Origin of the sequence: Prevotella sp. Sow4_E9_plate (assembly GCF_052116205.1) — a bacterium.
GTDB lineage: Bacteria > Bacteroidota > Bacteroidia > Bacteroidales > Bacteroidaceae > Prevotella.
Map to the genome: position 1 here is coordinate 19,252 of NZ_JBQKLN010000012.1, position 26,970 is coordinate 46,221.

The window sequence follows — 26,970 nt, forward strand, 5'->3', positions numbered from 1 at the left end:
ACATTATTACGATGAAATCTTTAAAGGAATTGTACAGAATTGGTAAGGGACCATCCAGTAGTCATACCATGGGACCTCAGCGTGCAGCAAAGCTGTTTATGGAACGTTGTGCAAATGCCTCTACTTACGAAGTTACCCTCTATGGAAGTCTTGCGGCTACTGGTAAGGGGCACATGACTGATGTTGCTATTGAGGAGGTCTTCAGGCCGCATAAGTTAGTTCACATCATTTGGGAGCCACAGACCTTCCTGCCTTTCCACCCAAACGGGATGAAGTTTGTGGGTAAAGATCTGAATGGTGATATTATTGAAGAGTGGACGGTTTACAGTATTGGTGGTGGTGCTCTTTCTGATGGCACAGATGGCCATGATGAGTTGGGGGCTAAAGATATATATGATTTGAATACCATGCACGAGATTCAGCAATGGTGTTATGATAACGGCCGATCATTCTGGGAGTATGTAGAAAAGTGTGAGGGTAGTGATATTTGGGATTTCCTCGGTACTGTCTGGCAAACAATGAAACAGTCCATCCGTAATGGATTGGATCATGAAGGCGTATTGCCTGGTCCTCTCAAGCTTCAGCGCAAGGCTGCTACTTATTTTATCAAGGCAAGGGGCTATCGTGCCTCTTTGCAGAGCAGAGGATTGGTTTATTCCTATGCTTTGGCTGTAAGTGAAGAAAACGCTTCTGGTGGTACCATCGTGACAGCTCCAACTTGCGGTGCTTGTGGTGTGTTGCCTGCTGTGCTTTATCATATGCACACGGCTCATGATATGAGTGAACAGCGCATCCTTCGTGCTTTGGCTACTGCCGGATTGGTGGGTAATATCGTGAAGCATAATGCTTCTATCAGTGGTGCAGATGTTGGTTGCCAGGGTGAAGTAGGTGTGGCTTGTGCAATGGCTTCGGCTGCAGCCTGTCAGCTCTTTGGTGGAAGTCCTGCACAGGTAGAATATGCTGCCGAGATGGGTTTGGAACATCACTTGGGAATGACCTGCGATCCTGTTTGTGGCTTGGTTCAGATTCCTTGTATTGAGCGTAATGCCTTTGCGGCAGCCCGTGCTTTGGATGCAGATCTCTATGCTTCCTTCTCTGATGGTCATCATAGTGTTTCATTTGATAGAGTGGTGGAGGTGATGCGCCAGACAGGACATGATTTGCCTTCTCTTTATAAGGAAACGAGTGAGGGAGGACTGGCTAAAGGTTTCAATATAAATAAAAATTAATTGAAAAGTTTCGCCTCAAATGGCAGATGTATACATTTTTTTTCGTATCTTTGCAGAAAATTATAGCTATAAAAAATAAATAATGGGATTATTCGGATTTTTCAGTAATAAGAAAAAAGAAACTCTCGATAAGGGTTTGGAAAAAACCAAAGAGAGTGTTTTCGGAAAATTAGCTCGTGCGGTGGCTGGTAAGTCGACCGTAGATGACGATGTGCTTGATGATTTGGAGGAAGTTCTCATCACTTCTGATGTAGGTGTAGAGACTACCGTGAAAATCATTCGTCGCATCGAAGAGCGTGTAGCACGTGATAAATATGTTTCAACTTCAGAGCTCAATCAGATCTTGCGTGAAGAAATCGCCAATCTCTTGTCTGAGAATCATTCTGATGATAATGATGATTGGGATTTGCCTAGCGACCATAAACCATACGTTATTCTCGTGGTTGGCGTGAATGGTGTAGGTAAGACTACCACCATTGGCAAATTGGCTTACCAGTTTAAGAAGGCTGGCAAGAAGGTTTATCTCGGTGCTGCCGATACATTCCGCGCAGCTGCTGTAGAGCAAATCTGTATATGGGGCGAACGTGTCGGGGTGCCTGTTGTAAAACAGCAGATGGGTAGCGATCCTGCCAGTGTGGCTTTTGATGCTCTGCAGAGTGCTAAGGCTAACGGTGCTGACGTAGTTCTGATTGATACAGCCGGTCGTCTTCATAATAAGGTGAACCTGATGAACGAGTTGAAGAAGATTAAGGAAGTGATGAAGAAGGTGCTTCCTGATGCACCTGATGAGGTAATGCTGGTTCTTGATGGCAGTACTGGTCAGAATGCCTTTGAACAGGCTAAGCAATTTTCGGCTGTTACCAATATCACTTCGCTTGCCATCACCAAGCTGGATGGTACAGCAAAGGGTGGTGTTGTTATCGGTATCTCTGATCAGTTGAAGGTACCTGTTAAGTACATTGGACTTGGTGAGGGTATGGAAGATCTCCAGCTTTTCAATAAGCGTGAGTTCGTTGACTCTCTTTTTAAGAAATAGTAGTGAAAAAATAGATGAAGAAAAATCAGATAGATATTATAACTTTGGGTTGTTCGAAGAACCTGGTTGACAGCGAATTGCTCATGAAGCAGTTTGAGGCCAACGGTTATCATTGTACTCATGACCCAAAGCGTCCTCAGGGGGAAATAGCCGTTATCAATACCTGCGGTTTTATAGAAGATGCCAAGCAAGAGAGTATTGATACCATTCTGGAGTTTATCCAGGCTAAGGAAGAAGGAAAACTGAAGAAACTTTATGTAATGGGTTGTCTTTCACAGCGTTATCAGAAGGAACTGGAAGCAGAAATGCCTGAGGTTGATAAGTTTTACGGCAAATTCAATTATAAGCAGTTACTTCACGAATTAGGTAAGGCTGACGTTCCTTCCTGCGATGGACACCGTCATCTTACTACTCCTCGTCATTATGCTTATGTCAAGATAGCAGAGGGCTGTAACCGTCATTGTGCCTATTGTGCCATCCCAATCATTACAGGAAAACATGTTTCTCGCCCTAAGGAGGAGATTTTGAATGAGGTTAGGGAGTTAGTGGCAGAAGGAGTTAAGGAATTTCAGATTATTGCTCAGGAATTAACCTATTATGGTGTTGACCTTGATGGCAAGCATCATATCACAGAGCTTATCAGCGAAATGGCTGATATTCCAGGCGTGAAATGGATTAGATTGCATTATGCTTATCCTAATCAGTTCCCTATGGATCTGCTCGATGTGATGCGCGAGAAACCAAATGTCTGCAAGTATCTTGATATAGCGTTGCAGCATATCAGTGATCACATGCTTTCCCGTATGCACCGTCATGTGTCCAAGCAGGAGACAATAGATCTCTTGAAGGCTATCCGTGAGCGTGTGCCAGGAATTCATATCCGTACTACACTGATGGTTGGTTTCCCTGGTGAGACTAAGGAAGACTTTGACGAATTGATGGATTTTGTACGTGAGCAGCGTTTTGAGCGTATGGGAGCCTTTGCTTATTCTGAAGAAGAGGGAACCTATAGTGCTACTCACTATGAGGATGATGTGCCTGCAGATGTGAAGCAGCGCCGGCTTGATGAATTGATGATTCTTCAGCAGGACATCAGTGCTGATATAGAGGCAGAAAAGGTAGGCAAGGTCTTAAAGGTTATCATCGACCGTAAGGAAGGTGATTATTATATAGGTCGTACAGAATTCTGTTCGCCGGAAGTAGATCCAGAAGTATTGATTCGTGCTACGGAGAAGCGCCTGCGTGTGGGTTGTTTCTATAATGTTAAGATTACTGCAAGCGAAGAGTTTGATCTCTATGGTGAAGTGGTGAAATAATAAATGGCTTATGAATAATAAGGAATTTGTCGCTGAGTTGGCTCAGCAAACTGGTTATTCACAAGATGACACTCAGAAGTTGGTACGTAAGGTTATCGATGCTATGATAACTGAGTTTGAGGATGGCGAGGTTGTCGCTATCCCCAATTTTGGTACGTTTGAGGTAAAGAAGCGTATGGAGCGTGTGGTGGTTAATCCTACTACCAAAAAGCGCCAGTTGGTGCCACCGAAGCTCGTATTAGGATTTCGTCCGGTTGCTGCTGTCAAGGAGAAACTTAAAAATGGAGGGGATGCTGTATGAGTAAGAATAGTCTGAATGGATTGGCTGATAAATTGGCCGAGAAGAGTGGGCTGAGCCAAATTGAGGCAGAACTTTTTATTCGTAAAATGTTTGATGTCTGTCATCAGGGGCTTGCTGCTGATAAGATAGTCAAGATGCGCTGGCTAGGTACTTTCAAGGTTACTTCCGTGAAGGAACGTGAGAGTGTAGATGTGAATACGGGTGAGCGTATCGTTATAGAGGGACGTGATAAGATTTCCTTTACTCCTGATAATATTCTCAAGGAAATTGTCAATAAGCCTTTTGCTCAGTTTGAGACTGTGATTGTGAACGACGGTGTTGATTTCGAGTCAATAGATAAGAAATATGAGGATAGTTTAGAGGATGAGGAGCAAGAGGAATCTCTTGAGAAACCTAAGCCTATAATAGAGGTTGTTGAACCTACGGAAACTCCTTTACCGGACGTTGTTTCAGAAGAAACTACACAGGCTGAAGCTGTTTCCTCTTCAGAACCTACTACTAGTGGAGTTATAGATTTTCTGGATGTTCCTGAAAATCCATCTGAAGATAGTAGTGTGGTGGTGATTGGTGAAGACTCGACGATTGAACCGCAGACAACTGTTTCTCAGGAAGTGCCAACGGAGGAGATTCCTTCATCTGTATCAGATGATATTCAGGCAGATAGCAGGGAGGAAAATTCTAATGCAGAAATTGAGGCTGAGACTGATGCTGAAATTGGGGCCGATGCAGAAATTGAGGCTGAGACTGATGCTGAAATTGGGGCCGATGATGAAGTTGAGATACGTCGTCGTCATTTCATCATTCCAAAATATGTGGTGATTATTGCAAGCTTCACCTTATTATTATTAATAGGAGGCTTGGGATGGTTTGCCTTCAATTACGGGCAGATGGCAGCTCAACGTGATCATCTTGAATTGCAATTGGCGCAATATAAGACGGATAAGAATGTCGTAGCGAAGCCTGCTAATGTGAAGAGTCAAGAGCAACTTCTTCAGGAAAAAGCAAGACAGGACAGTTTGCGTATGGCAAAGGCAAATGATGCCATTAAGGCTGCAGAAAGAGCCGATTCATTAAAATCGGCTGCTGTAGATAAAGAAATGTCTGTAAAGAACTTGAAAACTGATGAAAAGTCTGCAGAACTTAAAAAGAAGTCTGCAACAGATAAAAAGCGGGATAAGGCAGCTGAACATGCAAATGTAGTGTCAGATAAATATGACAGTGACCCAAGGGTTCGTACTGGTGCCTATCGTATCGTAGGTGTAGACCAGGTAGTAACTGTTGGCGAGCATCAGACAATGGCTACACTCAGCAAGCGATATTTAGGTCCTGGTATGGAATGTTATATTGAGGCTCTCAATGGTACCTCTACGATTAAGAGTGGACAGAAGATCAAGATTCCAAAGTTGGAATTGAAAAAGAAGAAGGCAAAATAACATTTGTGTTTATACCAGCTGAAGGGGGATGAGTTAAAGTTGTATGATTCACAATCCGAAGAAATAATACGCCCTGTAAAGGCAAAGGCTTTCATTTTCATGCTTTTGTCCTTACAGGGCGTCTTGATAACAATAAGGGAATACCCGTTTTCACGAGATGCTCTTTTCTTGTTCTTCTCCAAATTGTGCAATGAATTGCTCTTCGGTTATGATAGGAATATTCAATTCATGCGCTTTCTTATTCTTTGAACTTTGTGATTCTGCATCATTGTTGATGAGATAATGGGTGCTCTTGCTCACACTGCCAGTCACTTTACCACCTTGGCTCTCGATGTACGCTTTCAGTTCATTGCGATTTTTATAATGATGTACATCTCCCGTAACTACGAATGTCAAACCATCACACTTCGTACCTTTTTCTATAGGCTCCTGCTTCTCGATGACGAGATGTGGAAGGAGGTGCGCTACATGAGCTCTATTGTCTGCATCATGGAACCAGTTGATGAACTTAGCACTTTTTTCCGGTCCAATGCCATCAATGTCAGCAAAGTCATCACCAAACAAGCTGGTGCTGTTTTGGGCTATATCTATCAATTCCTCTAACGGGTAACGCTCTATCAATTTCTTGGCAACATCACCACCGCAAAGGGGAATGTTGAGCGCATAGAGAAGATGACGCCCATCGGTATGACGGCTTTTTTCTACACTGTTCAGTAAATTGCTGACGCTTTTCTTGCCAAAGCCTTCAAAGTTAGAAATTTTAAAGACTTTCTCTGGTTCTCTGAGTTTATAGAAATCAGCATATTCGCTAATTAATCCTTCATTTACGAATTTCCAGATAGTCTGCTCAGAAATACCTTCGATATTGAGACCTTCTTTGCTGACGAATCTGGCAAATTTCTTCAGTTGCTTTGCTGCACAATGTGGGTTTGTACAATGTAGGGTTTTTGTACCGCTCTCGCTTTCCTGTACTTTGGCTTCAGCATGGCAAACCGGACAGAACTCAGGTATTTCGAAAGTTCCTATAGCTTCAGTGACATGAATCACTTTAGGAATAATCTTATTTGCTTTAATCACCTGCAATTTCGTTCCCTTACCACCGATACCCAAGCGTTCACATTCGCTTACATTGCAGAGAGATGCACGTTGCACAGTGGTTCCTTCCAACTCTACTGGCTTGAAAACGGCAACAGGCGTGATGGTATTTGCAGCACACGACCATTCGATATGGTCTAATTCTGTATCTGCATGTTCGTCTTGCCATTTAAAGGCAAAGCCAGCTCTGGTTGCATGATGGCCCGTAACAGAACCTGTGGCACCATACACGGTATCATCGTAGCAGATAACCAGACCATCGACAGGAAATGGATTTTTCTTGTTGGTTACCTTTTTGGTAAAGACATCAATTTCCTGTAGGATGTGGTCTTCCGTAGGATGCTCTATCAACTGTCGTTCCACAGGATGTAGTCCCAGGTCTTCCAGTAACTGCATACGTTTTCCCCACGATGTGATTTCATGTTCGGTATATACCAGTGTAAATGGAATCCATTGTATATGGCGCTGCTTAACCACTTCTACATCTTTCAGTGAGAGGGATCCTGATGCCAGGTTTCTAGGATTGGCATAGTCGCCTTCACTCTCAATGATGAACTGTTCGAAATCGGCATAGGAGATGACTGCCTCACCACGTACAACAAGATGACCCTTCTCCTTGATTGTTGCTGGAATACCACTGATAGCTGGAGCCAAGTGGGTGATGTTGGTGCCGATATGTCCATTACCACGTGTTACCACCTTGCTGAGACTACCGTTATCGTAAGTTACCACCAAAGTCAGACCGTCCAGCTTCCAGGAAATCCATATCGGGCGGTCTTCAGCCCACTTGACGAGATCGCTCACCTTTTTTGTCTTTGCAAGGGATAGTGCTGCAAATTCATGCTCTTCTTTCTGACCGGCAATCTGGTCTTCAGAAACTTTATTGGTAGGGGAGTTGGGTAGTATTTCACCAGTTTCCTCTTCCAGTTTTTTCAGTTGGTCGAACATGGCGTCCCACTCGTAGTCGGTCATCCGTTCGCCTTCACCATTGTAATAAGCAAGAGAAGCTTGATTGAGTCGTTCAACCAAGCTTCTCATAAGTGATATTTTATCGTTCATTATTTTTCAATTTCCATAGTCGTTTTTTCAAATGCAAATCTCATACCTCTCGTTCCGTAGTTTACTTGTCCGCAGATGCAGAATCCCATTGAAGAGAGAAGATTTATCATAGGTAAGTTGTCGTGATTGGTATCAACCTTGATACTTGGTACTTTTTCTACTTCGCAAAGGCTGTTAACCTTATCGATAAAGATTCGAGCCAATCCTTCTCTCTGGAACATCGGCAAAGTAGCGAAACGATGAATTACATAGTAATCTCCATTCGTTAGCCATTCTCCTTTAAGAAAGTCATATTGTGGTTCTCCGTTCAGCATGACGGCACCATAGACTGCTACTTGATCATCAACCGTGATGACAAAAGCATTACCATTGTCTATGTCGTTTTGAATGTCTTTAACAGACGGATAATCGTTAGTCCACTGGTGTCTTCCAGAAGCAATCATGAGTTTTCTTGCCTGATCTATGACATTCCAGCAAGCTTCAAAATCTTTTTTGTATGCAGGTCTGAAGTCAGTCTTCATATTATCTTTTCCTTTATTATATTAAATCCGCTGCAAATTTAACAAAAAAAAACGAAATAAAAGCGAAAAAGGAGAAAAAACTAAACCAATGTGTCGATTTTTCTCCTTTTTTCTCTATTTTGAGGCTATTATAGCTTCAATTTCTGAAACTATAGTCTTCATAAGATGCCCTAGCATGTTGCTACAAGCTCAAACATTTATCGAGCTCCTTGATGATGGCATCCTTCTGCTCTTTGATGTGCTGGCCGATAAATACGATTTTTATCATTCGGTCACCATACTTGTCATCCCATTCCTTCTCCAGTTGAGGGTTGTTTCTGCGAAGCTCAGCCAATTGGTCAGCTGGCATCGTTGCGAGCCATTGTCCTGCCTGCTTTACAGTTTTCTGCTGTCCTGCTTGTTCGAATACATAGCACATGTCTGGTTCGTCAGCAAAATAGCAGATACCCTTGGCACGTACTACGTCACGAGGCCATTTTCTGGCTACGAATTCATCAAAGAGAGCTAGATCGAATGCCTTACGTCTATAATATACAAAGGTTCCGATTCCGTATTCTTCTACCTCACCACCTTCATGGTCATGGTCGTGATCGTGGTGGTGGTGGTGGCAATGGTCATGAACGTGGTCATGGTCATCGTGATGATGATGTTCATGTTCCTCATGTTCGTGATGATGTTCATGTTCCTCATGTTCATCTTCCTCGCCATTTCTTTCAGCCTCTATCTCCTGAATCCAGCCAGCAGATGTAGCTACAGTCTCCCAATCAAACTTATGGGTATTCACGATTAAATCGAGATCAATATCACCATAGTTGCATTCAAAGATCTCTGCCTTAGGCTGTATGGCACGGATAATCTGCTTGAGATGTTCCAGCTCCTTAGGCTCTACCTCTGCAGCCTTGTTCAAGAGGATGATATTACAGAACTCTATCTGCTGGATAACAAGCGATGCAAGATCTTCCTCGTCAAGATTTGACTTCATCAAATCAGAACCGTTTGCAAACTCATCCTTCATACGGAGAGCATCTACGACGGTTACAATGCTGTCGAGACGCAAGATACCATTCTTGATATACTGAGGTCCCAATGATGGGATAGAGCAGATGGTCTGGGCAATAGGAGCTGGCTCGCAGATGCCGCTAGCTTCGATTACAATATAGTCAAAGCGCTTCATGTCTACGATTTCCTTCAACTGTTCAACCAAGTCCATTTTGAGCGTGCAGCAGATGCAACCGTTCTGCAATGAAACGAGCGAGTCATCTTTCTGACCCACTACGCCACCTTTCTCTATGAGTGCTGCATCAATGTTGACCTCACCAATGTCATTCACAATAACTGCGAATTTGATACCTTTCTTATTTGCCAAAATTTTGTTTAGCAGTGTGGTCTTACCACTGCCAAGGTAACCTGTGAGTAGGAGTACCGGAACTTCCTTGTTGTTCATCATTGTAATCAATTAAATTCAATATATATATAGATTATTTGCTGGTAATCTATAATTCCAGATTATTTTCTGTAATTCTCAAGTCCCTTGTGCAGGAAATCGAGATAGGCACTGACGTCCTCCTTGAAGCTGAATGCTGCATTCAAAGGCTTGCCATCGTTGTCTACTGGTACGTAGAAAGGCTGGGCATTGGCACCAAATTTACTTGCCTGCAGATAGCTCCACTTGTCTCCGATGGTGCGGAGTGTACGCTTCTCGCCATTGAATTCTACTTCCATTGGCTGAGGCAACGGAGTCTTGTCATCTACATAAAGAGAGATGAGGACGTAATCCTTTGTCAAAATGTCTGCTACAGTAGGATCTGTCCATACTGATGCTTCCATTTTACGGCAGTTTACGCAGCCAAAACCTGTGAAGTCTATGAGTACTGGCTTACCTGCTGCCTTAGCTGCTGCCATACCGGTTTCGTAGTCCTTGTAAGCAGGTTCTACAGTCTTGGTATTGAGATTGAAATCCTGTGTATTGATAGGTGGAGCGAAAGCGCTGACAGCCTTGCAAGGTGCACCCCAAAGTCCAGGAATCATATATACAGAGAAAGCCAAAGAGCAGAGACCGAGCATGATGCATGGTACAGGCATAGGCTTCTGGATGTCGCCACCAATGGCATCAACCTGGAATTTCAACTTGCCGATGAGATAGAGCCCCAAGAGACCGAAGATGACAATCCAGAGAGAGAGGAATACCTCACGGTCAAGAATGTGCCAGCCGTATGCCAAATCTGCAACAGAAAGGAACTTCAATGAGAATGCCAACTCGATAAAGCCCAGTACAATCTTTACAGTTTCCATCCATGAACCTGACTTAGGAGCTGACTTCAACCATGATGGGAACAAGGCGAAGAGGGTAAATGGAAGTGCCAAAGCAAGGGCAAAACCAAACATACCGATGGTAGGAGCCAGCCAATCGCCAGAAGTAACAGTTTGTACTAAAAGCAATCCGATGATAGGAGCGGTACAAGAGAAACTTACGAGCACGAGTGTGAAAGCCATCAGGAAAATGCTGATCATACCTGTAGTGCTGGAAGCCTTGCTGTCTACGGCATTTCCCCAACTGTCTGGCAATTTGATTTCAAACCATCCGAAGAATGAGAAGGCGAAAACTGCCAAGAGCAGGAAGAGGATGATATTGAACACAGCACTGGTGCTGAGTGCATTCAAGGTGCTAGGACCTGCAATGGCTGTAACGGCAAGACCGAGAACCAAATAGATGACAACAATGCTCAATCCGTATGTACAAGCATCGCGAATACCCTTTTTCTTATCGTTCTTAGCTCGTTTGAGGAAGAAGCTTACAGTCATAGGGATGATAGGCCAGATACATGGCATGACAAGTGCTAGAAGTCCGCCTACAAAGCCAATGATAAAGATATAGAAGAGTGAGTGGTTTGCAATGTCGTTATTGCCACCGAAATTCTGAAGCTCTTTTACTACTGGAGCCCACCAGGCCTTTGCGTCATCACTATCTACAGATAATGCAGCATCGATATTGGCTGTACTGTCCATCTTTTCAGCTACTCCCTGAAGTGAAGAAGAGTCGGTGTTGGCCTTGACGGCATCAATGACTTCAGGACCGTTAGCCTTGGCTGCGTCCTTACTGTCAGTCTCAGCCTTGCCATCTACTGCTGGAGATTTTCCACTCTTCTTGAAACTTGCCTCGCTAGGAGGAAGGCAATTCTGGTCGCTGCACGCACCGTATTCAACGTATGCATCGATATGGTAGTTTGGCTTGACAAACTTCACTTTCTGAACGAAGGTAACGCTGCCTTCAAAATAACGTAGCTTCATCTCGAAGAGTGGGTCAAACTTACTAATCTCGTTACCACGAGCTTGAAGTTTGCCAACCAACTCTACACCATCCATCTTGTTGACATTGAAAGTAGCTGAGATAGGTCCGTCTGCTCCCAATCCTGTAGAATAGACATGCCATCCCGATTGGATTTTACCATTAAATACGATTTCCGCTATTGCGGTACCATTGGTCTTGAGCGAAGTAGAGAACTTGACTGGGTTCACCATCTGCGCCTGCGCCAACATTACTACTAGGAGTAATTGTAAAACTGCAAAAATTTTTTTCATTTCTATATTTGTATTAATTTTGAATGCAAAGTTACGAATTAATACTTATAAATACGCCTATAATTTTGATTCGGGTATAGGTCTTTTTATTTTTTTAAGAAAAAATGCTATAAAAACATCTGTTATTCTTGGTGGTTAACCTTTTTTTCTGTAATTTTGCGCAAAAATTTAGTATGCAGAAAAGAATACTGTACATATTCTGTCTTTGGATAGCCACCATGAGTATCATGCTATCTACGGTGATGACATATCATCACCACAAAGGGCGTATCTGTATGGTAGAAGAACAATGTGAGCAGGACGGCAATATCAATGATGAGCATACTGAGCATAATGATCAGGAGAGCGAAGGTGATCGTGAGAACTGTAGCGTTCGTCAAATGCATCAGTTTGTAGTCAATTCCAAGGTGGTGAAGAATATCCGCAAGTTGCTGGTAGATGAGAACCATCAGTTTGTGGTCTTGTCTTGTTCTTCCCTTTTAACCCTCCCTCGTCTCTCACTCATTTCAGTGAGATGGCAGCATGTGGCTGCTTCTCCTCTTGCTGAGGAACTGGCGGCAGGCTATAGTAGACGGGGACCTCCTTCTATTTTATGATTTTACAAGTTTGCCACTTGGTTGCAGAAATCGGTTTGAAGATTCGAATGCAACTGAGTTGCAAGATTTTTTGTATACTTTTGCCAACGGATTTTTGATAAGATTCGTTGTGTGAAATAGTTGTGTAGAATTATAAAATAGAAGAAAAGACAAACATGAAAAGAGTAATTTTGATTGTCGCCGTTACGGCGATAGCCTGGGCTGGATTCGCTTTCTTGGCGAAACAGAACGGCTCAGAGGCTCATGCACACGAGGAGCATGAGCATGAAGAAGTGGATTTTGATCATATTCCGTTGACAGCCAAGCAGGTCAGCACCGTAGATTTGAAGATGGGTGAGGCTGTGGAGCGCGAGATGGATGCCACTATAGAAGCAAAAGGATCGCTTGTACTGCGTGCACAGGCGATGGGTGATGTTGCCTCCTTGATGGGCGGTATCGTGAAATCTATTTTTGTAAAAGAAGGGCAGCTTGTTCATAGAGGACAGATTGTTGCTTCTGTTGAAAATACAGATGTGGTAAGTCTTCAGCGTGAGTATTACTCTGCTGCCAAGGAGTGTGAACTTGCCAAGGCTGATTTGGAGCGCCAACTTCTGCTCAGTAAGCAGGGAGCGGGTGTGAAGCGCACCTTACAGCAGACTCGGAAAGATTACCAAGTGGCTCATGCCAATCTTTTGGGTATTGGCAGACAGCTCGCTCAGATGGGCATTTCTACTTCGGCTGTTGCCAAAGGTAAGTTTACTACGGCTTTTCCTCTTCGTGCACCTATCTCCGGTGTTGTCAGTCAGTTGACGGCAAGTCTGGGTAGTTATGCAGATATGCAGACTCCACTGATGAAAATTCGAAATACTCAGGCAGTGGAATGCGATCTGAATGTTTTTGAGAAAGATTTGGCCAAGGTGAAGGTGGGTAATCGTGTAACTCTCTCTTTGACCAATCAGCCTGGTGTCAAGCTGTCTGGTACAGTTTATGGTATGAACCAATACTTTAACGACGGTTCGAAATCTGTTGCTGTTCATATAAAAATGGATGATTCTTCATTGAAAACAAGTCGTATCAATCATATCAAACTCTTTGATGGTATGTATGTGAGTGGACAGATTGCTACTGGTTCACAGAGATGTCTTGCCTTGCCTTCTGAAGCAATTGTTTCTACCGATGGTAAGCAGTATGTCTTTGCTCTCAATGGAGAACCAAAGAAGGGTGAGTATAGTTTCTCCCGACATGAGGTTAGCACTGGCGTTACAGGCGGTGGATTTACAGAAGTGAAGCTTTGCGACCATCTGAAGGCAGGCAAGAAGATAGTTACCGACAATGCGTTCTATCTCGCATCGCTTACAGGCGAACATGGTGAACATGCTCACTAAGCTTTAGTTGATTATTTATCAATAGACAGTAAAAGATTTTAGATTAAAGCTTATGTTTCAGAAATTGATTACTTATTCCATTCGCCATAAGCTGGTGATTGGAGTTCTCTCTATAGCCCTAATGGTATGGGGCATCTGGTCGCTTGTTCATCTTCCATTTGATTCTACTCCTGATATTACTGATAATCAGGTTCAGGTGATAACCCAAGCCCCTTCTCTTGGAGCGCAAGAAGTGGAACAATATGTTACCACTCCTGTGGAAATGGCGCTCGCCAATATTCCTAGGCTTCAGGAACGTAGAAGTATTTCCCGTAGCGGTCTCTCCGTCATCACCTTGGTGTTTGATGATCATGCAGATATCTATTGGGCTCGCTCGCAGGTGAGCCAAGTACTGACTCAGGTAGAGAAAGAGTTGCCAAAGAATACTGATACTGAAATGGGACCCATTGCTACCGGATTGGGTGAAATCTACCATTATACGGTAAGGGCCAAGGAAGGATATGAGCATAAATACTCTCTTACCCAATTGCGAACTTTGCAGGACTGGATAGTAAGAAAGCAACTTTCAGGAACTCCCGGTGTTGCAGAAGTGAGCGGTTGGGGTGGTTACGTGAAGCAATATGAGGTGGCAGTGAATACTGACCAGCTGAATGCCAACAATATTACCGTTAGCGAAGTTTTTGATGCGCTGGAAAAGAACAATGCCAATACCGGTGGCAGTTATATAGAAGAAAATGCCAACCAATATTATATCCGTGGTATCGGAACCGTCAAGAGTTTGGAGGATATTGCCAATATCACGGTGAAGACTGCTGGCGGTACACCGGTTAAGGTGAGCGATGTAGCTAAGGTTCAGTTAGGACATGCGACGAGATTTGGTGCTGTAACCCGCAATGGAGAAGGTGAGGTTGTGGCTGGTATCGCCATCATGTTGAAAGGCGAAAACTTTCAGGAAGTAAGCCACAATGTGAAGGAGCGTATTCAGCAGATTCAGAAATTGCTGCCAGAAGGCGTTGTGATAGAGCCGTTCATTGACCGTACCAACCTGGTGGATAGAGTAGAGGGTACCATTGCCCGAAACCTGATAGAAGGTGGACTCATTGTTATCTTTGTGCTGGTTATCTTCTTAGGTAATTGGCGTGCGGGTTTGGTGGTAGCCAGTGTGATTCCGCTCAGTATGCTCTTTGCATTCGGTATGATGAAGACTTTCGGTATTGATGGCAACCTGATGTCGCTCGGAGCTATCGACTTTGGAATGATAGTGGATTCTGCCGTTATTATGGTTGAGGCGGTAGTAACACATATTAATACGGGGCATTTTTCGCAGCCAGAAGTGAGGGCTGCTTATCTGGCTCAAAGTCAGAATGGCGGACAGAATATTCCATTTGCTCTTACACAGAAGCAGATGGATGAAGAGGTGCATTTTTCAGCTTCACGCATCCGACAGAGTGCTGCGTTCGGAGAAATTATGATCATGATAGTTTATATTCCGCTGATGACCTTGGTTGGGATTGAAGGGAAGATGTTCCGTCCGATGGCGCTGACTGTTTTCTTCGCCATCCTTGGCGCTTTCATTCTTTCGCTTACCTATGTGCCAATGGCCAGCTCACTGTTGTTGAGTCGCAAGGTACATAACCGAAAGACATTCTCTGATAAGATGATAGAGAAACTCCAAGGTTGGTATCGACCTGTCCTTGACTGGGTGTTGGCGCGCAATAAAGATGTCATTACTGCCGCTATCGGATTGTTCTGTGTCAGTATCATGGGCTTCAAGTTCCTTGGCGGCGAGTTTATTCCTAGTTTGGAAGAAGGTGATTTCGCTGTAGAGATGAGTATGGCACAAGGTACTTCGCTCTCTCAGATGGTGGAATGTTGTACCAAGGCAGAAAAGCTGCTGAAGGCGCAGTATCCGGAAGTCAAACAGGTGGTGAGCCGCATTGGTAGTGCAGAGATTCCTACAGACCCGATGCCTATAGAACGTGCTGACATCATGATTGCCCTCAAACCGAAGGCAGAATGGACGTCTGCAGAAACTACTCCGGAGTTGATGGAGAAGATGGAGGAGACCTTGAAGGCGATTCCTGGTTTGGAAGCTGAGATTTCGCAACCTATACAGATGCGTAACAATGAGTTGCTGACGGGTATCAAACAGGACGTGGCTATCAAAATCTTCGGTGAAGACCTTGATGTCTTGACTTCTGAAGCCGGAAAGGTAAAGAAGTTGATAGAGCGTGTACCGGGTGTGAGTGGCATTTTTGTAGAGGAAGTATCGGGTTTGCCTCAGATTCAGGTGAAATACAATCATGAACGCATGGCTTCTTATGGAGTGAGCGTAGATGAAATCAATCAGGTCTTGGAAACCACCTTTGCTGGTGCAGTAGCTGGTGCACTTTATGAAGGTGATAAGAAGTTTGATGTTGTGCTTCGTATGGATCCTTCTCAGCGTAATGCAGAGTCCCTACAGGAATTGAGTATTCCATTGGCTGATGGTTCTAAGATTCCTCTTTCTCAGATTACGGATATCGTCTATGAGCCAGCTCCGGCACAGGTGTCTCATGAAAATGGTGCCCGTCGCATCTATGTGGGATTCAATGTAAAGGGGAGAGACGTGCAGAGTACTGTAGAGGATATTCAGGAAATTCTCGATGAAAAGTTGAAGCTGCCGGAGGGCTACTATTATAATTATGGTGGCGAGTTTGAAAACCTGCAGAGTGCAACGCAGCGTTTGATGGTGGTAATACCGATAGCGCTTGTCATCATCTTGCTGCTGCTTTATGCTACGGTCAAGAATGTTCGAGAGTCGCTCTTCGTGTTCTCTGCCATTCCTTTGGCAGCAATCGGTGGTGTTTGGGCTTTATGGTTCAGGGGAATGCCGTTTAGTATTTCGGCTGGTGTTGGGTTCATTGCTCTTTTTGGTGTGGCAGTTCTCAATGGCATTGTACTCATCGGACAGATGAATCAGATGCAGCGTGAAGAGAAGGCTTCGCCTGATAACACTTCTGCCAATCTCTCAGAAGTGATTCATCATCGCATCATCGAGAGTTGTATGGTTCGTTTGCGCCCTGTCTTAATGACAGCTCTTGTTGCTTCTATGGGTTTCTTGCCAATGGCACTTTCGCAGGGCGATGGTGCAGAGGTGCAGCGCCCGTTGGCTACTGTAGTGATAGGTGGCTTGATAACAAGTACGTTGCTCACATTGCTTGTGTTGCCATCCATCTACAAGACTTTTACTAAAAAATAACTTATCATGAAGAAGTATATAGGAACATTTAGAAAGGTAACATTCTCGGTCATGATATTGTTGCTGCCAGGAACAGTCCATGCCCAGTTTCTTGATGCGAGTCTGCCGGGGAAGAAAATGACTTTGCAGCAGTGTTTTGATCTGGCTGAACAGCAGAATCTCTCGCTTCAGGCAGGGAGAAAAACGATAGAACGTGCCAAGGTAATGGAAGGTACAGCTTGGGATGTTGATAAAACCGAGGTGGCTTTCTCTCAGAATCCTGCTTCGAGCGGTGATACAGATAATGGACTTACCTTCTCTCAGAGCATCGATTTTCCTACTGTCTATGCAGCTAGGAAGAAACAGTTGAAAGCAGAGACGCAGGCTGAAAAGAGCAGATTGAATGTGTCCAGGCAACAGTTGAAGCAGGAAATCGCTTCTACTTATTATGCGATGCTGTATCAGACCTATCGTCTGAGTATTCTTCAACGTCTTGATTCTATACTGAATCGTTATTGTGATATTGCCGGCAAACGATACAAGGCGGGAGAAACCCGCCAGTTGGAAGTACTTACCTCAGAGCGTCTGCGTGATGAGAATCAGGTGGAGATGAGAAATGTGAAGTCGGAGGCAGAGAATCAACAGATGATTTTGATGAATCTGCTGAATTCAGACCAGCCTATATTGCCGTCAGAGTCTCATCTTATCATATTGGATTCATCAATCAGTAGTTCGTTTAATTACCAGCAGACGGCTGATGCCCAGTATCAGCAGGACCGCCTGAAGGTACTCGATCAGGAGATAAAAAGTGCAAAGACCGGTTATGCGCCTTCGCTTTCTCTGGCTTTGCGTTCGCAGTTGCTGATTTCCAGTTGGGATCCATATCATATCGACCGTCAGCGTTTTACAGAGGGTAATTTCTTCGGTTTTGAAATTGGTGTGGGTGTACCTCTTTTTTATGGGGCAACCAAGGCCAAGGTGAAGGCTGCAAGGAAAGACCGGGAGCTGGCAGAGCTGAATATGCAGCAGGAACGCCGCGAGAAAGAACGTGATTACCGGTTGTGGTATAACCGTTTGCAGAATGCTACGAAGAAGTTGCAATATTACAACGGAGAGAATATTGATAAAGCCAATGAGATAGTTCGTCTGAGTACCACGGAATATGAGAATGGTGAAATCAATTATGTGGAATATGTGAATGCCTTGAACGAGGCAATCGATATGAGAATGAAACAAGCTGATGTTATCAATGAATACAATGAGGCTGTACTTGCCTTGATGGCGCTTAATAATAGCTTGTAGAATGATACTTTAAAAAAATAAAGCCCCTGTGCTCTTTTTTTAGGCACAGGGGCTTCGCTTTATGTTTTTAATGAAGTGTTATTGATTCTTCCTTTTTTATTTGAAAGTCAACTCATCCTTACCAGGGCATTTCCCGACATTGATGATGCTTCCTTTTTCCAATTTACCCTGCATCAGCAACTCGCAGACTCCATCTTCTATATAGGTTTGGATGGCGCGCTTCAATGGACGAGCACCAAATTGTACATCATATCCCTTCTCGGCAACCAGCTGCTTTGCCTTTTCTGTTATCTGGAAGCCATAACCCATATCGTTGATGCGCTTGATGAGCGAACTGAGTTCCAGGTCGATGATTCGCTTGATGGCATTGATGTCGAGCTGGTCGAAGGTGATAATCTCGTCAAGGCGATTCAGAAATTCCGGTGCAAACTGCTTGCTCAGACTCTTCTGTATCACATTGCGGGCGTATTCCTTGTCCGTATCCGACATGGTGGCAACATTACCTATACTGCCAGACTTGAAGCCGACACCCTTGCCGAACTCTTTTAGCTGACGGGTTCCGGCATTTGAAGTCATAATGATGATGGTATTGCGGAAGTCGATGAGACGTCCATTGCCATCTGTGAGTCTACCTTCGTCAAGTACTTGCAGAAGCATGTTGAAAATCTTGCCGCTAGCTTTCTCTATCTCATCGAGTAAGACGATGCTGTAAGGCTTGCGTCTAACCTTCTCGGTAAGTTGACCACCTTCATTATATCCTACGTATCCCGGAGGTGCACCAACCAGTCTGGATGAGTTGAACTCATCAGCGTATTCGCTCATGTCTATGCGGATCAGTGCACTGGAATCTCCGTAAACTTCTTCAGCAAGTTTTTTTGCCAGATATGTCTTTCCAACACCTGTAGGACCCAGGAACATGAATACTCCTATTGGATGATTTGGATCTCGCAAGCCGATACGATTGCGCTGTATAGCTTTTACAATCTTGTCTACGGCATTATCTTGTGCGATGACCTTACTCTTCAATTTTTCTGCCATCTTCAAGAGTCTGCTATTCTCAGCCTCAGCCATACGTTGTACCGGAACACCAGTCATTTTGCTCACCACGGCAGTAATGTCATCTACTTCTACTGGTGTGCGATGACTGTCGCTTTCTCCGTTTTGCCATTTTTCTCTGGCACGTGTCAGCATCTTCTCCATTTGGGCTTGCTGGTCACGATAAGCAGCGGCCAATTCATAATTTTGATTCGCTACAGCATTTTGCTTATTTGTAATCAATACTTCTATATTATGCTCCAATTCCAGAATGTCATCAGGAATGCTTGCATTCTTAAGATGTACGCGCGAGCCGACCTCGTCAAGAATATCTATTGCCTTGTCTGGGAAGAAACGGTCAGTAACATATCTGTCAGTCAGTTTCACACATGCTTCCAATGCTTCATCACTATAGGTAACCTCATGGAATTTCTCATAGGTGTTCTTGATGTTATGAAGTATCCGCAGTGTCTCCTCTGGCGTTGTCGGATTGATGATTATCTTTTGAAATCGTCTTTCCAGTGCACCGTCTTTCTCAATACTCTTGCGATATTCATCCAGTGTTGTTGCACCGATGCATTGTATTACTCCACGAGCCAGAGCCGGTTTCAGGATGTTGGCTGCGTCCATGGCACCTTCAGCTCCTCCTGCACCGATGAGCGTATGAATCTCATCGATGAAGAGGATTATTTCCGGGTGCGTCTCCAGTTCGTTCACGATTCCCTTGATACGCTCTTCGAAGGAACCGCGATATTTAGTGCCTGCGACAAGACTCGTAAGATCGAGACTGATGACACGCTTATCAAAGAGGAGTGGGGCAGACTGGTGGTTCTTGATGAGTTGGGCTAACCCTTCAACGATAGCACTCTTACCCACGCCTGGTTCACCAATGAGAACAGGATTGTTCTTCTTGCGGCGTCCCAGAATCTCCATCACTCTCTGTACCTCGTTTTCTCTTCCAACCATAGGGTCGAGAATTCCCTTAGCTGCATCCTGAGTTAAATCGTGACCATATTTGTCTATGAAAGGAGTGTTTGTCTTAGTCTTTTTCTCCTCTTTCTTAGCCGTTTTCTTATTGTCTTCAGGATTGCTGTTTAGGTCCAGGGGCTCATCGTCTGAATCCAGGAGGTTAGCTTTCGGACGTTTACTTTTCTGTTCCATATCTTCTTCTGTTTCAACTTCGTCATTCTCGTTGTTTTCATCTACAGCCAACTCACTTTCTGCATGAGTATCCTCTATGTCTGTTTCAGTAATCTCTCCATGTTCCATTTCTGAATCTTCAGCCTCTGCAATCTCTTCTGCCTGATGTTTTGCTTCATCATCCGCTTTCCTGTTTTGGTTTTTCAGATAATCTCTGAGACTATCGTAGGTGATTCCATTGCCGGAAAGCAAATTGGAAATAGGATTATTGTTCTGTTTCAGCAGAGCCAGAAGTACATGCTTAGGCTCCACATAAGGTGAATTGTCGCAGATATAAGCCTCCTTAATTGCATTACGCATCAGCTCGGAAGCTGTTGCGTCCAAAGAAGGAGTTCCCAGTTCAGATTCTTCTGAGTCGCAATTTGGTTCTTTCGCAATTTCTTGATTGAGTGAATTTTCAAGAACGTTGATGTCGACCCTGAATCCTGTCTCCAATATGTAGTTTATCTCTTTATTCTTTCGCACGAATTCCAAGATTAGATGTTCTATCGTAATCTTGTTGCCATGGCGGCGAGCTACATTCTCACCACACTGCGCTAGAATCTTCTGTATATGTTCAAATGGATTTTGCATATTCTATATTCCTTTCTTAATAAAGTAGTGCAAAGTTACAAATTATTTTGGTATTTGCAAACCTCCAGCCAACTTTTTTCTTTCTCAAAAGACAAATAATGCTAAAAGATTCATTTTTTTTGCCTGTAAAGCGTTTGAGTATGGATATTTTTTTGTATCTTTGTCGAGATTTTTGGAGAGGCAAAACGGCTTAGAACGCAAATAAATGCCCTTCTGAGCGATTTTCCATTAAAATCATGGTAATAAAAATACATAAACATAAATATAAGAAATGGACGAAAATCAGACAATGGATCATGATAGAATCATGAAAATCAACATTGAGGAGGAGATGAAGTCTAGCTACATCGACTATTCGATGTCAGTGATTGTGGCTCGTGCCCTTCCTGATGTACGTGATGGTTTCAAGCCTGTGCACCGCCGTATTCTTTACGGTATGCTGGGAATTGGAAACACCAGTGACAAACCATATAAGAAATGTGCGCGTGTTGTAGGTGAGGTGCTCGGTAAGTACCACCCACACGGTGACTCTTCCGTATATGGTGCCTTGGTTCGTATGGGTCAGGAATGGAATATGCGATATACTCTCATCGACGGACAGGGTAATTTCGGTTCTGTGGATGGCGACTCTCCTGCTGCTATGCGTTATACAGAGTGCCGTCTTTCAAAGATGGGTGAACACATCATGGACGACCTCGATAAGGAGACCGTTGACATGATGAACAACTTTGATGATACGCTCCAGGAGCCTACCGTCATGCCAACAAAGATTCCTAATCTCCTTGTGAATGGCGGTAATGGTATTGCTGTAGGTATGGCTACAAATATCCCTACCCATAACTTGGGCGAGGTGATTGATGGTTGCTGTGCTTATATCGATAATCCTGATATCGATACTGATGGCTTGATGCAGTATATTCCTGCTCCTGACTTCCCTACAGGTGCTACTATCTATGGTATCCAGGGTGTGAAGGATGCCTACGAGACAGGTAAGGGTAGAATCGTGGTTCGTGCTACTGCCGAAATAGAAAGCGGTGAAAGCCATGATAAGATTGTAATCACTGAGATTCCTTACGGAGTTAACAAGGAGCAGCTCGTAATGGCAATTGCAGATCTTGCCAAGGAAGGTAAGGTTGATGGAATTGCTAACGTGAACGATGAGTCCGGTCGTCAGGGTATGCGTATCGTTGTCGATGTAAAGCGTGATTCCAATGCCAATGTTCTCTTGAACAAACTCTTCAAGTTGACAGCTCTTCAGAGTTCATTCTCTGTGAATTGCATTGCTTTGGTCAATGGACGTCCACGTCTCTTGAGTTTGAAGGAATGCGTGAAGTACTTCGTTGACCATCGTCATGATGTAACAATCCGTCGTACTCAGTTCGAGTTGAAGAAGGCACAGGAGCGTGCTCACATTCTTGAAGGTCTGATTATCGCTTGTGATAATATTGATGAGGTAGTACATATCATTCGTGCCAGCAAGACTCCATCTGATGCTCAGCGCAACTTGGAGAAGCGTTTTGAACTGGATGAACTGCAGAGTAAGGCAATCGTAGACATGCGACTCAGTCAGTTGACAGGCTTGCGTCTGGAGCAGTTGCATAACGAGTTCAATGAGTTGATGAAGACCATCGACTACTTGAATCAGATCTTGAATGACCCTGAGCTTTGCAAGAAGGTAATGAAGGATGAACTCAATGAGGTGAAGGAAAAGTATGGTGATGCTCGCCGTACCATGATTAAGCCAGATGATCATGAGTTCAATCCAGAGGATTTCTATCCAAATGATCCTGTGGTTATTACCGTGAGTCACCTTGGTTATATCAAGCGTACTCCATTGTCAGAGTTCCGTGAACAGGCTCGTGGAGGTGTAGGTTCTAAGGGTGCACGTACTCGTGATAAGGACTTCACTGAGTATATCTATCCTGCAACTATGCACCAGACCATGCTGTTCTTTACCAAAAAGGGACGTTGCTACTGGCTCAAGTGCTATGAGATTCCTGAGGGCGACCGCAATTCAAAGGGTCGTGCTATCCAGAACCTCCTCAATATCGAGAATGATGATCAGGTAAATGCATTCCTCCGCCTGAGAGGCTTGAATGATGCCGAATTTATCAATAATCACTATGTAGTCTTTGCTACCAAGAACGGTACAGTGAAGAAGACATGTCTCGAGGCATATTCACGTCCACGTACTAACGGTGTGATTGCCATCAACATCGTAGAGGGTGATGAGGTGGTAGATGTTCGTTTGACAAATGGTCATAACGAGTTGATTCTTGCCAACAGAAACGGTCGTGCCGTTCGTTTTGATGAGAATCAGATCCGTACCATGGGACGTACTTCTACCGGTGTCCGCGGTATGCGTCTTGATGAGGGCGATGATGCCTTGATTGGTATGATTGTAGTCAATGATCCTGAGAAGGAAACCGTGATGGTTGTCAGCGAGCAGGGTTATGGTAAGCGTTCTGACGTAGTAGATTACCGTGTAACCAACCGTGGCGGTAAGGGTGTGAAGACTCTTAACATTACAGAAAAGACCGGTCGTCTGGTAGCTATCAAGAACGTAACCGATGATAACGACCTCATGATTATCAATCAGAGTGGAATCGTGATTCGTCTTGCTGTTGCCGATTGCCGTATCATGGGTCGTGCTACTCAGGGAGTCCGCCTCATCAATCTGGCTAAGAAGAATGATGTCATTGCTAGCGTATGTAAGGTGATGAGTTCAGAACTCGAAGCTTCTGTAGAAGAGGAGAGCCGTTCAGCTTGGGCAAAGAAGAGCGAGGAAATAGAAAACGATACTGTTGGTGCCAAGACTGCTGAAGAAGCAGCTGAGGCAGAAGCTCAGTTGGAGAATCAAGATGACGAGAATGTTCAGGAGTAATCCCCTGAACACTCGTTCATATCATATTGACGAAGCGTAACAAATTATAAATTTCAACTTTTTAAACTTTAAACAAAATGAAAAAGTTAATCGTAGCTGCTATGTTGGTACTAGGTGCCACATCAGCATTCGCAGGTGACAGTGATGCACTCAAGGCTGTCATGAAGGCAAAGACTTATGCTGAGGCTGAGGCTTTGGTAAAGCAGAACTTGGGTCAGTTTGCTAATGATGCAGAGAAGGCTAAGGCTTACAACAAGTTGGTAGACCTTAGTATGAAGGATTTTAACGATCAGCAGTCTATTCAGCAGACCAATCAGCTCATGAAGAAGAATGATCCTGTTGATGAGAATGTAATGAACGAGGGCGCTTACAATGCTTTGATGAACGCTATCGAGTGCTACAAGTACGATCAGCTTCCTAATGCAAAGGGTAAGGTGTCTCCTAAGTTCAATGGCAATGCTTCCCGCGTTTGGGGTGCTCGCCAGCAGCTTGTTAATGCAGGTCAGACTGCAGCTCAGAACAATAAGGCTGATGATGTTTTGAAGTATTGGGGTGCATTCTTGGATACTGATGCTGAGCCTCTCTTCGCATCTATTGATGCTAAGCAGAAGGAAGGTGAGAAGGAGTATATCGGTCAGGTTGCTCTCTTCGCAGCTCGTTATGCTTATCAGGCTAAGGATGCTGCTCGTTGCGAGAAGTATTGCGACATTGCCATGACAAGCGAGAAGGAGGCTAAGGATGCTCTTAACCTCAAGCTCTATGTAATGAAGGATGGTTTGAAGACTAAGGAAGACTCTTTGAACTACGTTAACAAGCTGAAGGATCTCTATGCTAAGGATCCATCTAATGAGGTAATGCTCGATGGCTTGAACTCTATGTATTCTGCCTTGAAGATGGAGAAAGAGCAGACTGAGCTTTTGGATGCAGCTATCGCTAAGGATCCTAAGAACTTCGTAGCTCTTGCCAACAAGGGTATGATGTACATTCAGAAGAACGATGCTGACAATGCAATCAAGTGCCTCAAGCAGGCTCTCGAAGCAAAGCCAGACAATGTTGTAGTGATGACATATCTTGGTGCTTGCTACAACAGCAAGGCTGGTGATATCCAGGCTGTTCAGGGCCGTAAGGTAGTTTTTCAGGAGGCAATCAAGATTCTTGATAAGGCTAAGGAACTCGATCCAGAGAAGGCACAGGCTAACTGGGGTTACACCCGTTACCAGGCTTACTATGGTTACTATGGTCCTAATGCACCTGAGACCAAGAAGGCTGAGGAAGAGAGCAAGTAATCACATAGGATGATATGAAATTATAATCGCCTTGCCGAATAATCGGTAAGGCGATTTTTTAGGCAGCCCAAAATGATTTCGGTCACTGCATAGCAGGAGTTATACGCTTGCACATCACTTGTTATGCGTGTGCATATCAGCTGCTATGCAAGTGCACAACAGCTGTTGTGCGGTTTCAGATATTATCTATATCGGTGAAACTTACGGTCTTTTTCAACAACTTCTATAGTCTTTTACGACAATTTTTACTGTTTAATGAATAGATATGATAAAAGGCAAAAGAAATCGTTTATCAAATAGATATAATAGAAGTGAGTGGAATTTTTATCATATAAAAAAGTAATCAAAATGAAGAATATAAAACCATTTCTTGCAGTTTTGTCCTTCTTTTCTCCTGTAGTGTATGCGCAGAATGTAGAACAGAAAGGTGAGGGTGTAAGTAAGATGAATCTTTCTAGCAATATTGAATGGAAAGCAGAAATGCAGGGGACTTTCTCTAAAGGTAAAACTCCATTATGGCTTAATGCAAATAAGCATGGACTCAGCTCTCTGGAAGAATGCAATGGCTATTTACGTGGAAGCCTGGTTCGTCCTATGGAATCAGATTCAGCCCGTCGCTGGGCTGTAGGTTATGGCTTGGATATTGCTGTTCCGGTTAATTATACAAGTCATTTTATTGTCCAGCAAGGTTTTGTCGAGGTTCGCTGGCTTCATGGAACAATGACTATAGGATCAAAGGAATTTCCTATGGAATTAAAGAATCAGACTTTATCAAGCGGCAGTCAGGCATTAGGTATTAATGCCCGTCCAATACCTCAAGTCCGATTCGCTTTACCAGAATATATCACGCTTCCTTTCCTGAAAGGTTGGCTGCAGTTCAAAGGTCATGTCTCTTATGGAATAATGACCGATGATCATTGGCAGCACGAATTTACTTCTTGTCAATCCAAATATGCCGATCATGTCCTTTTTCATAGCAAGGCGGGTTATCTTAAGATAGAAAATCAGAGGAAGAACAGTCCTTGGAGCGTAGAACTAGGTTTGGAAATGGGCGCTGAGTTTGGAGGAAATCTCTATCGGCTGGATAATGGTGTAAAGGTGCAGATACCGACAGAAAAGGGTTTGAATGGATTTTGGCATGCGTTTGTTCCAGGTGGTTCCGATGCTACTGATGGGGAGAAATACCCAAATATAGCAGGCAATCAGTTGGGTTCTTGGGTTATGCGCGTTAACTATAATGCCAAGAAATGGGCGCTTCATGCCTATTTGGATCATTTCTTTGAGGATCATAGCCAAATGTTCCTTCTGGATTATGATGGTTATGGTGAACAATCTAACTGGACGAAAAAAGAGAAGTTCCGTTTCTTCCGTTATGATTTAAAGGACATGTTGTGGGGAATAGAGTTGAATTTAAAGAATACACATTGGTTGCAAAATGTAGTCTTTGAATACCTTTATACGAAATATCAGAGTGGACCAATCTATCACGACCATACAATGAATATTCCTGACCATATTGCAGGTACGGATAATTATTATAACCACGGTATTTACAATGGCTGGCAACATTGGGGTCAAGTAATCGGCAATCCTCTTTTCCGTTCACCTATATATAATACGGATGGTAGAATTTATGTAAAGGATAATCGTTTCATAGCTTACCATTTAGGATTTGACGGCCACCCGGCAAAACGATTGGGATACCGAGCTTTGGCTACGTATCAGAAAGGTTGGGGTACTTATCAGGAGCCTTTTACGAAGGAGCATCACAATGTGAGTTTCTTGTTGGAATCGCAGTATGATTTTAATCATGGCTGGTGTGTCAAGGCTGGTTATGGAATGGATTTTGGAAGTAATCTGATGTTGGGACACAATGCGGGATTCCAATTTACCATATCCAAGAAGGGGTTGTTAAAATGATTAGTTTAACCAAAGATGCAT

17 protein-coding genes are annotated in these 26,970 nt (G+C 43.8%); 12 read left to right on the plus strand and 5 right to left on the minus strand.

Annotation, left to right across the window (positions count from 1 at the left end; translation table 11 throughout):
• Positions 1 to 11 precede the first annotated feature (11 nt).
• The 5 genes from ACTQ53_RS06565 (at position 12) to ACTQ53_RS06585 (ending at position 5,315) form a co-directional block, all read left to right on the plus strand.
• On the plus strand, positions 12 to 1,229 hold the full coding sequence (locus ACTQ53_RS06565; RefSeq protein ID WP_294970756.1) for an L-serine ammonia-lyase: 1,218 nt from the start codon (positions 12 to 14) through the stop codon (positions 1,227 to 1,229).
• An 82-nt stretch (positions 1,230 to 1,311) separates the two neighbouring features.
• Entirely contained in the window at positions 1,312 to 2,265 is a 954-nt protein-coding gene (gene ftsY, locus ACTQ53_RS06570) for a signal recognition particle-docking protein FtsY (RefSeq protein ID WP_295346561.1), read from the plus strand.
• 14 nt (positions 2,266 to 2,279) lie between these two features.
• A complete protein-coding gene (gene rimO / locus ACTQ53_RS06575; RefSeq protein ID WP_294970754.1) occupies positions 2,280 to 3,581 on the plus strand; it encodes a 30S ribosomal protein S12 methylthiotransferase RimO in 1,302 nt (433 codons plus the stop codon).
• 10 nt (positions 3,582 to 3,591) lie between these two features.
• Positions 3,592 to 3,882, plus strand: a complete 291-nt coding sequence (locus ACTQ53_RS06580) for an HU family DNA-binding protein (protein ID WP_217760689.1) — start codon at positions 3,592 to 3,594, stop codon at positions 3,880 to 3,882.
• Positions 3,879 to 5,315 carry an HU family DNA-binding protein gene (locus ACTQ53_RS06585; RefSeq protein WP_441932502.1) on the plus strand — a complete coding sequence of 479 codons (1,437 nt, stop codon included), beginning with the start codon at positions 3,879 to 3,881 and terminating at the stop codon, positions 5,313 to 5,315. The genes ACTQ53_RS06580 and ACTQ53_RS06585 overlap by 4 nt, the downstream gene beginning before the upstream one ends.
• Positions 5,316 to 5,465: 150 nt before the next feature.
• Here ACTQ53_RS06585 and ligA read toward each other — a convergent pair whose 3' ends face one another.
• From ligA to ACTQ53_RS06605, 4 genes are all read right to left on the minus strand, one after another.
• Positions 5,466 to 7,469, minus strand: a complete 2,004-nt coding sequence (gene ligA, locus ACTQ53_RS06590) for an NAD-dependent DNA ligase LigA (protein ID WP_294970749.1) — start codon at positions 7,467 to 7,469, stop codon at positions 5,466 to 5,468.
• Positions 7,469 to 7,990 (minus strand): GNAT family N-acetyltransferase, encoded by a 522-nt coding sequence (locus tag ACTQ53_RS06595; protein WP_153125955.1) that lies wholly within the window; start codon positions 7,988 to 7,990, stop codon positions 7,469 to 7,471. The genes ligA and ACTQ53_RS06595 overlap by 1 nt, the downstream gene beginning before the upstream one ends.
• Positions 7,991 to 8,171: 181 nt before the next feature.
• Positions 8,172 to 9,434, minus strand: a complete 1,263-nt coding sequence (locus tag ACTQ53_RS06600; RefSeq protein WP_441932544.1) for a CobW family GTP-binding protein — start codon at positions 9,432 to 9,434, stop codon at positions 8,172 to 8,174.
• Positions 9,435 to 9,496: 62 nt separating this feature from the next.
• Entirely contained in the window at positions 9,497 to 11,569 is a 2,073-nt protein-coding gene (locus ACTQ53_RS06605; RefSeq protein WP_295346555.1) for a cytochrome c biogenesis protein CcdA, read from the minus strand.
• Positions 11,570 to 11,742: 173 nt separating this feature from the next.
• Here ACTQ53_RS06605 and ACTQ53_RS06610 point away from each other — a divergent pair, with 173 nt between their 5' ends.
• The 4 genes from ACTQ53_RS06610 (at position 11,743) to ACTQ53_RS06625 (ending at position 18,051) form a co-directional block, all read left to right on the plus strand.
• Complete coding sequence (locus tag ACTQ53_RS06610) at positions 11,743 to 12,165, plus strand: hypothetical protein (RefSeq protein WP_441932503.1); 423 nt, start codon at positions 11,743 to 11,745, stop codon at positions 12,163 to 12,165.
• Between the two features lie 155 nt (positions 12,166 to 12,320).
• Positions 12,321 to 13,529, plus strand: a complete 1,209-nt coding sequence (locus ACTQ53_RS06615; RefSeq protein WP_441932504.1) for an efflux RND transporter periplasmic adaptor subunit — start codon at positions 12,321 to 12,323, stop codon at positions 13,527 to 13,529.
• A 52-nt stretch (positions 13,530 to 13,581) separates the two neighbouring features.
• Positions 13,582 to 16,770: an efflux RND transporter permease subunit gene (locus ACTQ53_RS06620; RefSeq protein ID WP_441932505.1), complete on the plus strand. Its 3,189-nt coding sequence runs from the start codon at positions 13,582 to 13,584 to the stop codon at positions 16,768 to 16,770.
• Positions 16,771 to 16,776: 6 nt separating this feature from the next.
• Positions 16,777 to 18,051, plus strand: a complete 1,275-nt coding sequence (locus tag ACTQ53_RS06625; protein WP_441932506.1) for a TolC family protein — start codon at positions 16,777 to 16,779, stop codon at positions 18,049 to 18,051.
• A 96-nt stretch (positions 18,052 to 18,147) separates the two neighbouring features.
• On the opposite strand, the gene ACTQ53_RS06630 is transcribed toward ACTQ53_RS06625, so the two are convergent.
• On the minus strand, positions 18,148 to 20,586 hold the full coding sequence (locus ACTQ53_RS06630) for an ATP-dependent Clp protease ATP-binding subunit (protein WP_441932545.1): 2,439 nt from the start codon (positions 20,584 to 20,586) through the stop codon (positions 18,148 to 18,150).
• 544 nt (positions 20,587 to 21,130) lie between these two features.
• Here ACTQ53_RS06630 and gyrA point away from each other — a divergent pair.
• The 3 genes from gyrA to ACTQ53_RS06645 all read left to right on the plus strand — a co-directional run bounded on the left by gyrA (position 21,131) and on the right by ACTQ53_RS06645 (position 26,949).
• A complete protein-coding gene (gyrA, locus tag ACTQ53_RS06635; RefSeq protein ID WP_294970734.1) occupies positions 21,131 to 23,743 on the plus strand; it encodes a DNA gyrase subunit A in 2,613 nt (870 codons plus the stop codon).
• 77 nt (positions 23,744 to 23,820) lie between these two features.
• Positions 23,821 to 25,029: a tetratricopeptide repeat protein gene (locus ACTQ53_RS06640; protein WP_294970732.1), complete on the plus strand. Its 1,209-nt coding sequence runs from the start codon at positions 23,821 to 23,823 to the stop codon at positions 25,027 to 25,029.
• 348 nt (positions 25,030 to 25,377) lie between these two features.
• Positions 25,378 to 26,949: a capsule assembly Wzi family protein gene (locus ACTQ53_RS06645; RefSeq protein ID WP_441932507.1), complete on the plus strand. Its 1,572-nt coding sequence runs from the start codon at positions 25,378 to 25,380 to the stop codon at positions 26,947 to 26,949.
• The last annotated feature ends 21 nt before the right edge of the window (positions 26,950 to 26,970 follow it).

Coding starts and splice junctions, on each gene's coding strand:
- ACTQ53_RS06565 (WP_294970756.1), top strand. CDS start 12: ATGAAATCTTTAAAGGAATTGTACAGAATTGGTAAGGGACCATCCAGT.
- ftsY (WP_295346561.1), top strand. CDS start 1,312: ATGGGATTATTCGGATTTTTCAGTAATAAGAAAAAAGAAACTCTCGAT.
- rimO (WP_294970754.1), top strand. CDS start 2,280: ATGAAGAAAAATCAGATAGATATTATAACTTTGGGTTGTTCGAAGAAC.
- ACTQ53_RS06580 (WP_217760689.1), top strand. CDS start 3,592: ATGAATAATAAGGAATTTGTCGCTGAGTTGGCTCAGCAAACTGGTTAT.
- ACTQ53_RS06585 (WP_441932502.1), top strand. CDS start 3,879: ATGAGTAAGAATAGTCTGAATGGATTGGCTGATAAATTGGCCGAGAAG.
- ligA (WP_294970749.1), bottom strand. CDS start 7,469: ATGAACGATAAAATATCACTTATGAGAAGCTTGGTTGAACGACTCAAT.
- ACTQ53_RS06595 (WP_153125955.1), bottom strand. CDS start 7,990: ATGAAGACTGACTTCAGACCTGCATACAAAAAAGATTTTGAAGCTTGC.
- ACTQ53_RS06600 (WP_441932544.1), bottom strand. CDS start 9,434: ATGAACAACAAGGAAGTTCCGGTACTCCTACTCACAGGTTACCTTGGC.
- ACTQ53_RS06605 (WP_295346555.1), bottom strand. CDS start 11,569: ATGAAAAAAATTTTTGCAGTTTTACAATTACTCCTAGTAGTAATGTTG.
- ACTQ53_RS06610 (WP_441932503.1), top strand. CDS start 11,743: ATGCAGAAAAGAATACTGTACATATTCTGTCTTTGGATAGCCACCATG.
- ACTQ53_RS06615 (WP_441932504.1), top strand. CDS start 12,321: ATGAAAAGAGTAATTTTGATTGTCGCCGTTACGGCGATAGCCTGGGCT.
- ACTQ53_RS06620 (WP_441932505.1), top strand. CDS start 13,582: ATGTTTCAGAAATTGATTACTTATTCCATTCGCCATAAGCTGGTGATT.
- ACTQ53_RS06625 (WP_441932506.1), top strand. CDS start 16,777: ATGAAGAAGTATATAGGAACATTTAGAAAGGTAACATTCTCGGTCATG.
- ACTQ53_RS06630 (WP_441932545.1), bottom strand. CDS start 20,586: ATGCGTAATGCAATTAAGGAGGCTTATATCTGCGACAATTCACCTTAT.
- gyrA (WP_294970734.1), top strand. CDS start 21,131: ATGGACGAAAATCAGACAATGGATCATGATAGAATCATGAAAATCAAC.
- ACTQ53_RS06640 (WP_294970732.1), top strand. CDS start 23,821: ATGAAAAAGTTAATCGTAGCTGCTATGTTGGTACTAGGTGCCACATCA.
- ACTQ53_RS06645 (WP_441932507.1), top strand. CDS start 25,378: ATGAAGAATATAAAACCATTTCTTGCAGTTTTGTCCTTCTTTTCTCCT.